This window comes from Bradyrhizobium sp. 2S1, assembly GCF_011516625.5.
GTDB classification, from domain to species: Bacteria; Pseudomonadota; Alphaproteobacteria; order Rhizobiales; family Xanthobacteraceae; genus Bradyrhizobium; species Bradyrhizobium septentrionale.
On sequence record NZ_CP147717.1, the window covers coordinates 2010150 to 2023269 of the forward strand.

A 13120-nucleotide genomic window follows, 5' to 3' on the forward strand; every position below is an offset into this window, starting at 1 on the left:
AGCCGTGTGCGGTTAGCGATGCCGTGAAGTTGCTATCCGCAGGGGAAACAAACGGAAACACCGTCGGACAGTCAGGGAATTGATCGTGATTCACTTCGGCCGATGTCGAATCGCGCGTCAGCTCCTCATGGACGGCCGATTTTTTATCGCGCCGAGCCAAACCGCGCGCGGCCTGTTCAATAGCTTCCTGCTTCAGGTGAAAAGCCCAAACCGAGCGCGAGCTACGCAGCGAGTCGGCTGGCATAGCAATTCGTTCGTGATGCCGGACGACTGTTTCGGCGTTGACCGTCGCGACACTCTGCTATTGCAGAGCGTGACCGCTCATGAACACTCCTTCCGCCAGTCTGGCACCTTGGCGAGTTGGCAGCAGAATGTTACGCGCTATGCCAGCGGGAACAAGCGGCTGGTGCTGGCCATCTCTGCAGCGTTCGCCGGACCGCTTGTCGGTCCATGCTCCGCGGAAGGCGGGGGGCTGCATTTCGAGGGCGCGTCATCGACGGGCAAAAGCACCGCGCTGCATGTCGCTGGCTCAGTGTGGGGCGGCGGCGATGCAAACGGCTATGTTCGATCGTGGCGCGCAACCGCGAACGGACTTGAAGGCGTCGCTCTCGCCCACAGCGACACCCTTCTTTGCCTGGACGAGTTGTCGCAGCTTGCCGCGAAAGACAGACGAAAGTAGGCATGCTCGCCGATGCCAGCGAATTGCGGGATGTTTTGATCCACGCGGCAATGGAGTACGAAACGCAGACGACAAAAGCCGAGGAGCAATTTGCACAGAAAAGACAAGAATTCGACGACCAGCACTCCAGTTCTCAAAGTGAACGTCAGTCCGAATTCGAGAAGCTGAAGTCTGGCCTGGAAGGCATCACGTTAGCCTACGAGACACGCATGCAGTTGCAGGGGCCAGTCCGATACTGGAGACTTCGCGCGGACCAAAATCGCCTAGCCTATCGCGTCGCATTGGCGATACTGATCGTATTCTCGGCAGGGGCGACATATGTCCTTTATTGCCTTTATGACCGTGCAGCATCGCATCTGCCCACAGATGGAGCCGCCGTTCCCTACGCCGCACTTTTCAAGGCCGCAGCATTTGCCTGCTCATTACGACCGTCGCATTTTGGGTCGGTCGGATTCTCTTGCGGGTATATCTCAGTGCCTATCACCTCGCGACTGACGCTGAGGAGCGAAGGACAATGATCATGACCTTCCTGGCTCTCGCAAAAAGCAAATCCGTCGAAGAGGTCGAAGAGAAGGACCGGCAAGTAATCTTGACGGCACTGTTTAGGCCCGGCTCAGACGGAATAATTAAAGATGATGCAGCTCCAGAAGTCGGCGGACTGCTACAGGCGCTCATTAGAAAACCATGACGCCAGCACGGGGGGCGTGAGAGCGTGAGAACCTTGGCGACGACGTTGCCGGACGACCCGTCAGCCCCACGTCAGGTTTGACGCTTACACTCCTCTACTTTTGAGGAGGGTTTCATGTTCAGCCTTTCGAAGCCTGCGACGGATGATTTCGACGCCTCGCGCCCGGTGTCCACCCTCGCCACGGTTACGCTGTTCAGCGTTATCGGCTTGGTTTGTCTCTTGCTCTCGCGCGCTATGGGATTGATATCGCCGCCAGCATGTAGCGGCGAGCTGCCAGCCTTTTCCGGGAAGAACAATTGACCAACCAATAGCGCAACGGGCCGTTCGATCGCCAAATCCTAGCGGCTTCTCTACGCGTGCGATCGGCGCGATCATCCGCTTATGCCGTCACGCCGCTACACAAAATGGTCCGGCCGCTCCTTCCCGCCCGGTAGCCCCGGGGAATGGCTCGCGGACGGACATGTGACGTGCAACATAAAATGCCATGGCGACTGCAACAGGATGGTGGACGTCCGTCTGGACGCATTGCCGCAGGATCAGTCCTGGTCGCGCGTCGGCTGGCGTTTGGTCTGCACCACCGGTGGCGTTGCTGGCGCTGTGCACATCGTTCCGAACTGGCATGACATGGGGGGCGCCGTGCCATTTTGAGAAAACTGGAGATCGTGATCGAGATCGCTGCCTCAGGCCAGGCGCACGTAGCGATAGCTTAAAACCAGCGCCCCCAGCGCCGGACGTTAGTCACAGCGCCAGGGATCGCTACTCCCAGGGGCTGAGGAGCGACTGGGAGCTGGAACGCCGACTCTGCCGTATCCATTCGTTCCTACGAACAACGATCAGCGAGCTGCCCCCTCCGAGGTACGAAACGATCGCGCGCCTGCGCGGTATTCTACTCGTCAGGATTTTGCACTTTACATCCTGGGGCTAGAGCCAACGCTGCCCGCGTGCATTTTAAGCGGGCAGCGTTGAGCCCTAATCCCCCGACTGAGATTCGTACGACATCTGGGCGCACCTGAAGTGCACCGCTTGCGGCAAGGTCGGTTGGGTCGATACGCGGCTAGACTGGGGCGAGGTGATAAATTTCAGCAAAGGCGTCTCTGGCTAGGCCACTCCAAAAAGAACCGGCCCCAGCGAGGGGACACAAGCCGGGGCCTAGTTTGGACTTGAAGGATCAGGCGCGCGGTGTTGCGCCCTAGCGGCAACCACGCGAATGGACCGCATATGAATGCGTACCGTGCATAGGCGCCGCGACAACCCAGCCGATGCGCATAGGCCTATGCTTTAATTCCTTGGCGGCGTTGAAGCGAAACGGCCCCGGTCGGGCTTGGGGAGCACACCGGGGCCGCTTCGTGGGGCGCCCCTTTCCGGAGGAGCGCCATTCACAGTATCGGGAAAAAGTGGCAATCGGTACTACGCTGGCGGGCTACTCCAGAAGATGCGTGCAACAGAAAGAACCCCAGAGCGTCGGAGCACTGGGGCCAAGTTTTTCCTATGCATCAATGAAAATCGGGGCGTGACACCCGAGATTCCAAATCTAACATGGCTGTCAGGAATTGCCATTTTTTCCCGAATTCGCTGTAGGTAAGGAACGATCGGACCGACCGAACGTCTATATGAAGCTTCCAGCCAAGGGCGCCCCCCCGACTGCTGGAAGAAAACCCGTATCGCTCGGGTTGGCGGCCCCCAGGTTGGGGCCGCTTTCGTTGAGTTCGCCAAACGGGCCCCCGATACCTATCTTCCGGGGATGCCGATTACCCGAAAACCGATCGAGATCCCGCCCGAAGTCGCCCGCCAGTTCCGGCCGACATATTACGTTCCATGCCGCGCACGCCTCGATCAAGCGCGACGAGATCGCCACTAATACTCAACACCTGCTCTTGAGCACTTGCCGAAGGGCACGAAGCTCCGACTGGCAAACTGCCCTCGAGTTGTAGTTGATGAGCTGAAGCGCACCCCATTCACGGGCGTGAAAGCCTTGGCGACGACGTTGCCGGACGACACACGCCAAGGCTCACCACACAACGGATTGCCCCTTGAAGGGCCAGCCCCCCGCGTGAGGCCCGCTAACGCACTAGCTCTGAGGTTTGGTCAGGAACGAGTCCTGTGTCCAGGCGGCGGCGCCCATCGCTACAGCGATCGAACCCCCATCGACCCGACCGGAGCTACTGGTCAGATACTGGTTCAGCAACGCAAAGCTGTTGCTTGCCTGAGACGCCGCCGTGCCCTGATCTCCAGACCAAGAGGCCGTCTGCCGTGCGGGGTCTGCCAACGAGCTCGGTTGCGCAAAATCTTGGTTTGCCCAGCTTCCAGTGCTTGCGCCGGTCGTGCTCGCCGACCAGCCGGACGGTGAAGCCAGTCCCATGGCGCTTAGGAAGCTGGGGACGGTCGTTGTAGTAGCCGTTCCCGGGTCGACTGCCGCGGTACTCGGCGAAGTCGTGTCCGAGGTTGCAGTCGGCGTGACAACAGTGGTCGGAGTGGTAGTTGAGGTAGCGGTCGTGTCCGAAGTGCTGGTCGTGGTCGGCTGGGACGGTGGCGTGACCGGCGAGGAGGTGTCGACCCTCGCTCCAGTAACGGAGCCGGCGCCGCCGGGCAATCGATAGAGCTGGATCTCGTCGATCTGCATCTGCATCGTCGAGGGGGTAGAGCCATCAAGTGCAGTATGCCAGCCGGCCGCGTTTGAATTCGCGACCTGATTGCTCATGATCAGCTGCATCGGCTGGTTCGGAATCTGCGCCTGCGCGCTGGTCACCGTCGCGATCTGTCTTCCGTCGAGGTACCAGGTGATCGATTGGCCGGGCACCCAATTGATGCCGTAGGTATGGAAGCCGGCCGTGAGATCGACGCCGGTGTCGACAACACCGCCGACCGTCCCTGACGGCGAGTGAAGATGCCAGGAGAAGGCCTGGTTTGCCGGTCCCGAGCCGGTATATCCCCCCTCCTGGATATCGATCTCGAAATTGTCGCCGCTGTTCGAGCCTGCGCCGGGCATCAGCCAAAGCCCTGGCCATGCACCATTGCCGCTCGGCGCCTTCATGCTGATCTGAAGGTAACCGCCGTTAAACTCGAAGTTGCCGTAGCTGCTGACGGCGCCCGACGTAATCGGAAATGACTGCACCGAGCCCTGATTCATGCCGGTGACGGTCTGCTTGGCCGCTGTGAGATTCAGCAGACCGTTGCTCACGGTCACCTGGCTCGGCATGTCGTAATCGGCATCGTACGGGCCGCCCGGCCCGCTTCCACCCGATCCATAGCTGTTCCACGCCGAACCGTTGGCGGCGCGGCTCGTGATGTAGGTGTGCCAGTCGCTGTCTAGCGAACTGGAAAAGCTGTCCTGATAGACGAGATTGCTTGACGTAAAGCCTGCTGGCGCGGCAAGGGCCATTCCATGTTCCTTCCGAGGATTGAACCGAGAATTCCACCGTCGCGAACCGCGCGACCATTCCACTGCCGCGAATTGCGCGACCATTCCACTGCCGCGAATTGCGCGACCATTCCACTGCCGCGAATTGCGCGACCATTCCAGCGTCGCGAATTGCGCGACGAACCCCGTACCCGCAGCGGGTGATGCGGGTAGATTTCAACGCAGTGGAGATTTGAAGGTACGCCCCCCACTGCTAGACTAGCTTGGCTAGTGAGGGAGTATGGCGAAAAAAATAAGGTAGCATGGCGACAATTAGACGAGGTGCGTAGGCGACTGACCCGGCTCAATCGATCATAGCCGGCGGCGAGCATGAGGGCCGCCCCGGGTGATATGGAGTTGATAGTGCTGAAGTCCGTGGCGTTTTTGACCCAACCGATCCTTCCGTTTCTTCTACCCGTGGGCCGAAGCAAGCGGCCAGCTGCCCGTTGAGAAGCACGGAGTTGAAGGTCGCGAATTACGTCGATCGTTTCGTTGTAATTGCGATCAAGGCACATAACTGGGCGCAGGCGCTTCTCGCTAAGAACGCGGACGAAACGAGTGCCGGGAGACGTCGTCAGCCGGGCGACTTTTGGCGTCGGCCGACGCCGTCGAAGAGCGACGCGGCAACGATAGATCAGCCAGCGATGATATCTTCGAACACTGACCGAGGCACGCCACGCTGCGGCCACTGCTCGTACGGGACCGCCCAAGGACCCAAAGGCGTACCTCCGAGACGCAGGTGTTCAGCCTCAAGACGCTCCATCTCATCTCGACCGCCAAAGCGAACACGCTCGTCCCAAGCCAGCGCCTTGGCGTACACGTACTCGGCCATGCGCTTGATCTCGGTGTCATTCAGGCTGGTGCGCTTGATCATCGGCATGATGGCGGCTGCGAGGCGCGCCTTTGCCTTGGCGATGACGCGGTCAAATTCTGCCAACACGGGCTTGGCGCGTATGTTGGCCTCTCGGAGGTCCTTGGTGCCCAGCGAACGCTTCAGGTGTTTCTGCGGGGCCTTGCCGTTGTTCAGCTCGCGCGCAACCGCAGCCTGCAGTCCCTTGGGCTTCTCTGGCACCGTCTTCGGGCACAGTACGTCCCGTGCCTATCCTTGATAACGCCCATCAACATGCGCACGATTTAGCACCACCGCTTGTGACCACCACGCGGCAGCTAAACGCTTGTATCTGCGTTAGTTCTTGATTTTCAATGGGAACTTGCGTGAGTGGCGCGCCCGGAACGATTCGAACGTCCGACCCTCAGATTCGTAGTCTGAGTTATGCCGCCGCCAGAGCTGCGCAGGGTTTCGCTGAACCTCGATTTATAGCGTAATTTCAATGCTCCGCGCCGCCACGGCTTCGCTGCGATCCGCCTCGATTTGTGTTACGTTGGTAGCTAAGCGGTAGCTAGGAGGCTCGCGTGGCATCGGGGAATATCACCATCAGCGCAGTGCGCGCCCTCGCCCCCTCCGAAGCGATTTGGGATGCTGGGCACCGGGAAGCCGTGCGGGGGTTCGGCGTCCGCAAGCAAAAGAACGCGGCGATTTATGTTTTGAAATATCGCGCCCACGGGCGGCAGCGATTTTACACAATCGGCGCGCACGGCTCACCATGGACGCCCGAGACTGCACGGCGCAAAGCCAAGCAATTGCTGGGCCGAGTTGCAGATGGCAAAGACCCTGCGGATGAAAAGAAGCAGTCGGCACTTCGAGACGCCGACACTCTCCGCAAGATAATCGATAGATATCTAAAGCACGCCAAGCAGAAGCAGAAGCCGCGCAGTTATGTCGAGACAGAGCGGCATTTGTTGATCAATTGGAAATCCCTGCACTCTGCTTCGGCCTTCCATATCCACCGACGCCATGTCGCATTGCGCCTTGCCGAGATTGCCGAAGGTCAAGGCCTCGTTGCGGCAAGCCATGCTCGCGCTGCTTTATCGGCAATGTTTAATTGGGCTATCCGCGAAGGGCTCGATTTGCCCGCTAATCCCGTTCTCGGAACCAATCGACCGGCAGGGCCGAAGTCTCGCGATCGGGTGTTGACTGACACTGAGCTAGCCGAGATTTGGTCCGCGTGTGGCGATGACGACTATGGACGCATTGTCCGCTTGCTGATCCTCACCGCTCAGCGTCGGGATGAAATCGGCGGGCTACGTTGGGATGAGATCGCCACAGAAGTGGACGCCGCAACGCTTCTGCCGATCTCAGCCATTCGCCTGCCCCCGGCCCGGACCAAAAACCGCCGGGAGCATCTTTTCCCACTGGTGCCTCTCGCCCTGGCCCTGCTACCGGCCCGGCGCAATGACCGTGATCATGTGTTCGGCGATGGCCCGCGCCGGGATGGCGATCCGCAACGTGGCTTCTCGGGTTGGTCCAAGTCCAAAGCCGCGCTTGACGCGCGCATTCTGGCGGCGCGAAAGGTGGCCGATCCGGAAGCAAAGCCCCTTCCCCATTGGACGGTTCACGATCTTAGGCGCAGTGCCGCCACCGGGCTGGCCGATCAGTTGGGCGTGCTGCCGCACATTGTAGAGGCGATATTGAACCACGTGAGCGGCCATCGTGCTGGCGTCGCCGGGGTGTACAATCGAGCCCGCTATCACGCCGAGATGCGTGACGCGCTGGACCGATGGGCGGACCATGTGGCGAGGATCACATCACGATGATTGAGCCGGGATGGACTAGCTTCAATGCTGCTGCTCACAGGATTAGGGAGCGGCTCGCCTGCGGTTGGGCAGAAGCCAAAGTGCGGATACGTGGCGCTTGCGGGGCTGGTTTGATTGGATCGATGAAAGCACCGTGCAATTCTGAACCGCTGCCGCGAGAGTTTTGGACCGAAATTGCGCATCGAGAATGGCGCGAGCGAGAGGTTGACCAAGACGGGCCAGACGCAGACGGTTGTGAGATTGAAGTCATGCTGAATGAAGACGACTTTAAGCGTTGGCTGAGCGGTGAAGTGAAACCAGAACGGCGACCGAAATCAATCAGACTGACCAAACGAAACACCTCCCGGGAAGCGATTGAGTTTCTGTGGCCGGCGGGCATTCCCGATGGGCTAGCCAATCAAGATATCGTCAAGCGTGTCAGTGACCGACTCAAAGAAGAAGGGCTAACCGTACCGAGTCCGGACACTATCCTTCGTGCCGCTGAGCGAAAACATTAGGCACCAAAAGCAATCGGAGCATTGCCTCCGTTGCCGCGTGATTTGCCCCCGCTAGTGCGTTCTAATACTGGAGCGCTCGCGAGCGCTCAAACCCAAGTCCAATAGGATCATCCAAATGACCAACCTGCTTTCACAGCGGGATGCCGCGGCTTGCCTCGGCCTCTCTCCGCGCACCCTAGAACGGTATCGATGCACTGGCTTCGGCCCACCATATCGAAAGCATGGCTCCCGCGTGCTGTACCATCCTGCCGATATCGAGGCCTGGAGCGCGGCGCGCGTTCGCACCAACACCTGCGAGCGGAGGCCAGCACAATGAGGGATTGGAGCACCATCAACACTGCACCGACTGACGGTCGCTCTTTGTTGCTCTGGGCCAGACTAAGCAGCTATCCACCTGAGACAAGCGATCACTTCCCCATAGTCGGCTTTTGGCACTCAGCTATCATGCGCTGGAAAGTTGCCCCGGAGCAACTGAATGCGCAGGAAGCATTGATCGCTACGCACTGGGCGGCGATCCCGAATGCTCCGGAGGGCCAGCCATGAGCGAAGCCCTAAAGCGCTTCATTGGCTCTGCGCTACCGGCAGCGTCAGCCTCAATGGGCGAGCTTGTTGTAGTCCCAACCGCTGCATCTCTCGCGACTGAAATCCGCAATGAGCACAGCAAGGTGATGACTGCGCTGGCGGATAGCCTCAGGGCCGCAATCGCCGCTGGCAAGCATCTGAGCCACGCGAAGGCGTTGCTCAAAAAGGAAAAGGGCCACGGCCTTTGGCAAGACTACGTTGGGATCGAGTGCGGCTTATCTATCAGGACTGCACAGAACTATATGCACTTGGCAAAGCAAGAAGCCCAACTGGCTCCTCTGCTTTCCGACAAAGCGCAAGGCTCTGCGTTTTTGTCCCAGAATGCCGCCCTCAAGTTCCTCGGGGACGAGCGTAAGAAACGAAAGAAGCGCAAAGCGTCAAAGCCTGATCCGGCATAGTCCTAGGTTCACCACCATCAATTCGCTAAGGGCGCCAGAGCATTCGTTTCTGGCGCCCTTTTCGTGCGGCATTCGTTTTCAACTTTTAATTTCATCGAGAGCTTCCGCAAGGCCGAATTTATCAAGCAAGAACAATAAGATGATTGACTTATGAGCTGTAATATAGGATAATAGTCCTACAAAAATGGAGGCTGCTGCATGGTTGAAAAGCTTTGTGAGGATTGCGGCACACCGTTCCTGCCCCGACAGGCGAACCAGCGCTTCTGCTGCAACGTGTGCAACGTCGCCTATTTCGCCGCGGAACGTCGCGAGGCAGTGCGACAACTGCGCGAGCGGCAGGACGCGGGACCCCGGACCTACTTCGATCTCGCACGGGGTGACGCCGCCGAGACCGACGACCGCCCGGCAGTGATCGGCGCAGCGCCCCCCCAACTTGCGGCTCCGCAGTGGGCGCTCGATGCCGCAGCATTGCCCCCTGAGCGTCCTCTCGGCATCGACGTCAACGGATTGCCCGACATGGAGACTTGCCACTGGGAGTCCGATGCTGTGGGTCCACGCGGAAAGGAGCGTTGAATGGCTATCGCATTCCTATTCACGGATTCCGAGCGCCGACAGTTCGAACAACTGGCGAGGCGCTTCAGTCTCTCGCTTTTGGAGACCGTAGCCATGGCAGGCGAACTAGCTACCGATGGATTTGATCCCGCTCGCGGACAGGGCGAGCCTTTCGAGTTCACAGCGCCGCATACCATCGGCCCCGACTATCTTTCGAAGCGAAACGTCCCCGATCCTGACGCGAACGTTGACGTTTTCGTTGCGCAAGACTGGGCGCAGCGTGACGCAGAGGCCGCGCAGTATTTGCTTGATGAGCACCCATCCCGCGCCGTCGCGATCAGCGTTTGCAGCAACAGTCTCGCGTGGTTTCGGTTCTGGGCGGTACGTGATCCTGATCCGGAGCGACGAGCGCGGTTCGCGTCTGTAGTCGAAGCTTATGACGCGCGCGCGGGCCACCCCGAAATGCGGCCCGGCTCTCATGCACAGGCGACGATGCACCCGATGTTCGCACCGTACCGACAGCACTAGGAGGACCCCGCGCGATGAAGTTCATATTGCTTGGTGACTGGCCCTGCAACGGCGGCTCGTTGTGCGTCCCTGCTAGCACGCTGATCGAATGGGACCCCGATCCAGAACGCGCCCGCATTGCCGGAGTGCCAGCCGAACCGCAGTGGAATGGCATGCGATTGCCGTTGCCGATGCCGATCAATGCGAAATGCATGGATCAAGCGGCCTATGACCAGATGGTCGCTTGGTACAGCGGCGAGTTAGTGCGTCGGCTCCAGTACGATCTCACGAACGTCAAACCCCAGTGAAAGGACTACACAATGGCTCAGCGCACAGGCGGCGGGGGCGGTGGCCCCGACATGAACAAGAATGTCCGCGTCGGCATCAAGGCTGGCAAGCCCGCGCAGGGTGTATCGCCGCAGGCAGCCTCACGCATCGGCATTCAGACGATTACCACAACCGGTCTGCCCAAAGTCCCGGGGCCGATCTCGCAGCCGCTCGGTAATGAACTGGCGAAGAATGTCGGCGTTGGCGGGCCTGGCACGGGTCGAACAGTGATGCCCACCGGTTCCCAAGGCCGCCACGGAAAGGAGTAAACCGCAATGACCATTCAAGACGAACGCACCCGTGCGAAACTCGAAGCTGATGCTAAGCGGCTGGGGCTCAGCCCCAACACGCTCGAAATGTCACGAGTTGTTGGCACCGACGCGCTGCGTGACATTGTTCGCGATAATCGGCGCAATGTTCACGATAGGCCTGGCATCATTCCCGATGCATCAGCGGCTGCGGAGAAGCCTCCGGTTGGCCGAAACGGTTGGGTCGAACCGCCCAAGGTGACGGACTGGAAGCCGCCCGGGCTCGATGCGTTCGAACGCATCATGGATGCGCAAGACGCCCACGACCGGCGCGAGCGCGAACGGAGGGGTTAGCCATGATGCCAGAACGTAAGGCGGAAATCGGCACGCCAGAGTGGAGGGCACAGCTACGGCGAGAATTGCTGGGCCTGCCCGATCCACCGCCGCCGGAACCGTCGCGATGGAATGATGAGTGGCCGGTTGAAGGCTCGCTCGCGTTTCGAATACTACCACCTGCTGAGCAGTGGGCTTGCCGGCAGGCACGCATGACGCGGCAGAACCGGCAGCAAGCAATCGATAGCGTCTATGAACGCACACTTGCCGAGCGCCGCGAACGCTATAACGGTGGCTTCCATCGTGGCCCGGGCGATCCGGATTGGGGGCGCTGATGCACGACCGAGTGAAGAGTGCGCCAGCGCTGGATGCAATTGAGCAGATCGCCGCCGACCTTGAAGCCTTTGCACGTGGCGGCCCAGATCGGGAGGCCGACCACTTAGCCCTTGCCCAGCGTTACGGCTGGCATGCCGATGGGCTGCGCAAGCAGTGGGGAGACGCTAGAGCGGCCCGGAAGCCGGCTGAGGCAGAGCCAAAAACAGCTCGCAAACACACTCAGTTGTCATTGGGGCAGACAAACACGCCCAGGGAAGTTGTGTCGCCCTCGGTTGGCGTTCGGCGCGACGCTGCACTCGCGGCAGTGGTCGCACGACGGGAGGCCGAGGAGGCTGAGCGGAAAGCCCGATGGGCGGCAGCGACTACCGAGCGCTTGAAGAACGTAGAGGCGGCGCATACCGAAGCGCGAGCGGAAGTGGCGGCGGCGCGGGCGGTGGTAGTAGCGGCCCCTGCGCCAGCGAAGCCACCAGAGGCCACGGCCGTGGCCATTTCCCCACGCGGTGAGATCGCGCTGCCGATTGAGGCAGGCGCCACGGAGCAAATGGACCTGTTGAACCAAAAGCACGCGGTCATTGGCAACTATGGCGGCAAGTGTGTGGTGCTCACATGGGAGCGCTGGGAAATCAATCAGCGCGTTATGGTGCCATCGTTCCAGACGTTCGGCGATTTTGCTAACCGGTATAAGAACCGGTACGTGCAAAAGCGAACCGATGACGGCGTGAAGAACGTGGAGGCTGGCAAGTTCTGGCTCTCAAGTCCGAACCGAGTAACCTACGACAAGGTAGCATTCGAACCGGGCGAGCCGGAGGTGCTAGAGGGCAACCGCCTCAATCTCTGGCATGGGTTCGCGTTGCAGCCACGCAAGGGCACTTGGCGATTGCTGCTTCGGCATATCTATCGCGTGCTCGGCGCGGGCGATAGGAAGGCGGGGCGGTACATCGTGCGGTGGCTCGCATGGGCGGTGCAAAATCCCGGCCTGCCTGCGGAAGCAGTGCTTGCATTTCAAGGTGATGAAGGTGCAGGCAAAGGCACCCTGGCCCGCGTCATGATGCAAATTTTCGGCGCTTACGCTTTGCCCGTTAGCGACCCGAACATGCTAACCGGGCAATTCAGCGGCCATCTTCAGCATTGCTGCTTCTTATTCGTGGATGAAGCCTTTTGGGCCGGTGATGTTCGGAGCGAAGGCCGACTAAAGTCATTGGTGACTGAGCCGACGATTACAATTCGTCCGCTGTACGTGCAGGGATTTCAAATTCGCAACATGCTGCACATCATGATGGCATCCAATAGCGATTGGATGGTGCCAGCCGGTCACGGCTCGCGGCGCTATGCGGTGTTCAAAGTCAGCCGCGATGCCATCGGAGACCATGCGTACTTCAAAGCGTTAAACGCCGAGATTGATGGGGGTGGGTCAGAGGCGATGCTGTATGATCTGCTTAGGCTTGATCTTGGCGATTGGCACCCGAAACAGGTTTACGAAACCGCAGCGTTGGTGGAGCAGAAGGGCCACACCCTGCGCGGCCTCGATGCCTGGATTGAGGCGATGTTGCAAGAGGGGGCGCTGCCAAAGCCTTTGTCGAAGTATGCAAACCGTTGCCTATCGGCGGACTTGGTAGAAGCGGCGGAGAAGTTCGACCGTTACACTAATCCGGCCAAGGTCGCTCAGAAGCTTCAGGCGGTGCTTGGTGTCGAAGCGTTCAACACCAAGATCGCCCGAGGATGGGCATTCCCGGAACTATCCGAATGCCGCGCGCTGTGGGAACGGCGCAACGGAGGCCGCTGGAAATGGGGGCGCGAAGTCAGCGAGTGGCAGAGGAAGTTGGGGTAGGCCTTAGAAGAGCCCGACCGTTGTTCTCTGCGGTGACACGGTAGACGGCGGTAGACGGCACGATGACAGCGATTCCTTCCTATGTCTGGTTAT

General features: G+C 59.9%; 18 protein-coding genes. 15 read left to right on the forward strand and 3 right to left on the reverse strand.

The window, feature by feature from the left end; all coding sequences use genetic code 11:
* Positions 1 to 85 precede the first annotated feature (85 nt).
* Genes HAP54_RS09565 through HAP54_RS09575 form a run of 3 tightly spaced genes read left to right on the forward strand, consistent with a single transcriptional unit; the run spans position 86 to position 1367 of the window.
* Complete coding sequence (locus tag HAP54_RS09565) at positions 86 to 679, forward strand: DUF927 domain-containing protein (RefSeq protein ID WP_248114510.1); 594 nt, start codon at positions 86 to 88, stop codon at positions 677 to 679.
* A 2-nt stretch (positions 680 to 681) separates the two neighbouring features.
* Positions 682 to 1197 (forward strand): hypothetical protein, encoded by a 516-nt coding sequence (locus tag HAP54_RS09570; RefSeq protein ID WP_166299566.1) that lies wholly within the window; start codon positions 682 to 684, stop codon positions 1195 to 1197.
* A complete protein-coding gene (locus tag HAP54_RS09575) occupies positions 1137 to 1367 on the forward strand; it encodes a DUF6161 domain-containing protein (RefSeq protein WP_248114250.1) in 231 nt (76 codons plus the stop codon). Before HAP54_RS09570 ends, HAP54_RS09575 begins: the two co-directional genes overlap by 61 nt.
* Positions 1368 to 1438: 71 nt before the next feature.
* On the opposite strand, the gene HAP54_RS09580 is transcribed toward HAP54_RS09575, so the two are convergent.
* Complete coding sequence (locus HAP54_RS09580; RefSeq protein ID WP_166299568.1) at positions 1439 to 1702, reverse strand: hypothetical protein; 264 nt, start codon at positions 1700 to 1702, stop codon at positions 1439 to 1441.
* A gap of 169 nt (positions 1703 to 1871) precedes the next feature.
* On the opposite strand from HAP54_RS09580, the gene HAP54_RS09585 reads away from it, so the two are divergent.
* Entirely contained in the window at positions 1872 to 2015 is a 144-nt protein-coding gene (locus HAP54_RS09585; RefSeq protein WP_166299569.1) for a hypothetical protein, read from the forward strand.
* Positions 2016 to 3435: 1420 nt separating this feature from the next.
* On the opposite strand, the gene HAP54_RS09590 is transcribed toward HAP54_RS09585, so the two are convergent.
* Both HAP54_RS09590 and HAP54_RS09595 read right to left on the reverse strand, forming a co-directional pair.
* Positions 3436 to 4746: a glycoside hydrolase family 16 protein gene (locus tag HAP54_RS09590; RefSeq protein WP_166299570.1), complete on the reverse strand. Its 1311-nt coding sequence runs from the start codon at positions 4744 to 4746 to the stop codon at positions 3436 to 3438.
* 652 nt (positions 4747 to 5398) lie between these two features.
* A complete protein-coding gene (locus HAP54_RS09595; RefSeq protein WP_166299571.1) occupies positions 5399 to 5836 on the reverse strand; it encodes a DUF6538 domain-containing protein in 438 nt (145 codons plus the stop codon).
* Positions 5837 to 6177: 341 nt separating this feature from the next.
* Here HAP54_RS09595 and HAP54_RS09600 point away from each other — a divergent pair, with 341 nt between their 5' ends.
* From HAP54_RS09600 to HAP54_RS09650, 11 genes are all read left to right on the forward strand, one after another.
* Positions 6178 to 7419 carry a tyrosine-type recombinase/integrase gene (locus tag HAP54_RS09600; protein WP_166299572.1) on the forward strand — a complete coding sequence of 414 codons (1242 nt, stop codon included), beginning with the start codon at positions 6178 to 6180 and terminating at the stop codon, positions 7417 to 7419.
* A 248-nt stretch (positions 7420 to 7667) separates the two neighbouring features.
* Positions 7668 to 7916, forward strand: a complete 249-nt coding sequence (locus HAP54_RS09605; protein WP_166299573.1) for a hypothetical protein — start codon at positions 7668 to 7670, stop codon at positions 7914 to 7916.
* A 115-nt stretch (positions 7917 to 8031) separates the two neighbouring features.
* The gene (locus tag HAP54_RS09610) at positions 8032 to 8232 is read left to right on the forward strand and encodes a helix-turn-helix transcriptional regulator (protein ID WP_166299574.1); all 201 of its coding nucleotides are present in this window, start codon (positions 8032 to 8034) and stop codon (positions 8230 to 8232) included.
* Positions 8233 to 8455: 223 nt separating this feature from the next.
* Positions 8456 to 8896 carry a DUF3102 domain-containing protein gene (locus HAP54_RS09615; RefSeq protein WP_166299575.1) on the forward strand — a complete coding sequence of 147 codons (441 nt, stop codon included), beginning with the start codon at positions 8456 to 8458 and terminating at the stop codon, positions 8894 to 8896.
* Positions 8897 to 9094: 198 nt separating this feature from the next.
* Positions 9095 to 9469 carry a hypothetical protein gene (locus tag HAP54_RS09620; RefSeq protein WP_166299576.1) on the forward strand — a complete coding sequence of 125 codons (375 nt, stop codon included), beginning with the start codon at positions 9095 to 9097 and terminating at the stop codon, positions 9467 to 9469.
* Positions 9470 to 9976: a hypothetical protein gene (locus HAP54_RS09625; RefSeq protein ID WP_166299577.1), complete on the forward strand. Its 507-nt coding sequence runs from the start codon at positions 9470 to 9472 to the stop codon at positions 9974 to 9976.
* A 14-nt stretch (positions 9977 to 9990) separates the two neighbouring features.
* Positions 9991 to 10263 (forward strand): hypothetical protein, encoded by a 273-nt coding sequence (locus tag HAP54_RS09630; RefSeq protein ID WP_166299578.1) that lies wholly within the window; start codon positions 9991 to 9993, stop codon positions 10261 to 10263.
* Positions 10264 to 10314: 51 nt separating this feature from the next.
* A complete protein-coding gene (locus tag HAP54_RS09635; RefSeq protein ID WP_166299579.1) occupies positions 10315 to 10551 on the forward strand; it encodes a hypothetical protein in 237 nt (78 codons plus the stop codon).
* 6 nt (positions 10552 to 10557) lie between these two features.
* The gene (locus HAP54_RS09640; protein WP_166299580.1) at positions 10558 to 10884 is read left to right on the forward strand and encodes a hypothetical protein; all 327 of its coding nucleotides are present in this window, start codon (positions 10558 to 10560) and stop codon (positions 10882 to 10884) included.
* Positions 10885 to 10886: 2 nt separating this feature from the next.
* On the forward strand, positions 10887 to 11198 hold the full coding sequence (locus HAP54_RS09645; RefSeq protein WP_166299582.1) for a hypothetical protein: 312 nt from the start codon (positions 10887 to 10889) through the stop codon (positions 11196 to 11198).
* Positions 11198 to 13027: a primase-helicase family protein gene (locus HAP54_RS09650; protein WP_166299584.1), complete on the forward strand. Its 1830-nt coding sequence runs from the start codon at positions 11198 to 11200 to the stop codon at positions 13025 to 13027. The genes HAP54_RS09645 and HAP54_RS09650 overlap by 1 nt, the downstream gene beginning before the upstream one ends.
* Positions 13028 to 13120: the final 93 nt, after the last annotated feature.

Bases quoted from the DNA above. Each gene is read 5' to 3' on its own strand.
- HAP54_RS09610 (WP_166299574.1), top strand. From the start codon at position 8,032: ATGACCAACCTGCTTTCACAGCGGGATGCCGCGGCTTGCCTCGGCCTC.
- HAP54_RS09570 (WP_166299566.1), top strand. From the start codon at position 682: ATGCTCGCCGATGCCAGCGAATTGCGGGATGTTTTGATCCACGCGGCA.
- HAP54_RS09645 (WP_166299582.1), top strand. From the start codon at position 10,887: ATGATGCCAGAACGTAAGGCGGAAATCGGCACGCCAGAGTGGAGGGCA.
- HAP54_RS09640 (WP_166299580.1), top strand. From the start codon at position 10,558: ATGACCATTCAAGACGAACGCACCCGTGCGAAACTCGAAGCTGATGCT.
- HAP54_RS09590 (WP_166299570.1), bottom strand. From the start codon at position 4,746: ATGGCCCTTGCCGCGCCAGCAGGCTTTACGTCAAGCAATCTCGTCTAT.
- HAP54_RS09650 (WP_166299584.1), top strand. From the start codon at position 11,198: ATGCACGACCGAGTGAAGAGTGCGCCAGCGCTGGATGCAATTGAGCAG.
- HAP54_RS09625 (WP_166299577.1), top strand. From the start codon at position 9,470: ATGGCTATCGCATTCCTATTCACGGATTCCGAGCGCCGACAGTTCGAA.
- HAP54_RS09615 (WP_166299575.1), top strand. From the start codon at position 8,456: ATGAGCGAAGCCCTAAAGCGCTTCATTGGCTCTGCGCTACCGGCAGCG.
- HAP54_RS09605 (WP_166299573.1), top strand. From the start codon at position 7,668: ATGCTGAATGAAGACGACTTTAAGCGTTGGCTGAGCGGTGAAGTGAAA.
- HAP54_RS09620 (WP_166299576.1), top strand. From the start codon at position 9,095: ATGGTTGAAAAGCTTTGTGAGGATTGCGGCACACCGTTCCTGCCCCGA.
- HAP54_RS09635 (WP_166299579.1), top strand. From the start codon at position 10,315: ATGAACAAGAATGTCCGCGTCGGCATCAAGGCTGGCAAGCCCGCGCAG.
- HAP54_RS09630 (WP_166299578.1), top strand. From the start codon at position 9,991: ATGAAGTTCATATTGCTTGGTGACTGGCCCTGCAACGGCGGCTCGTTG.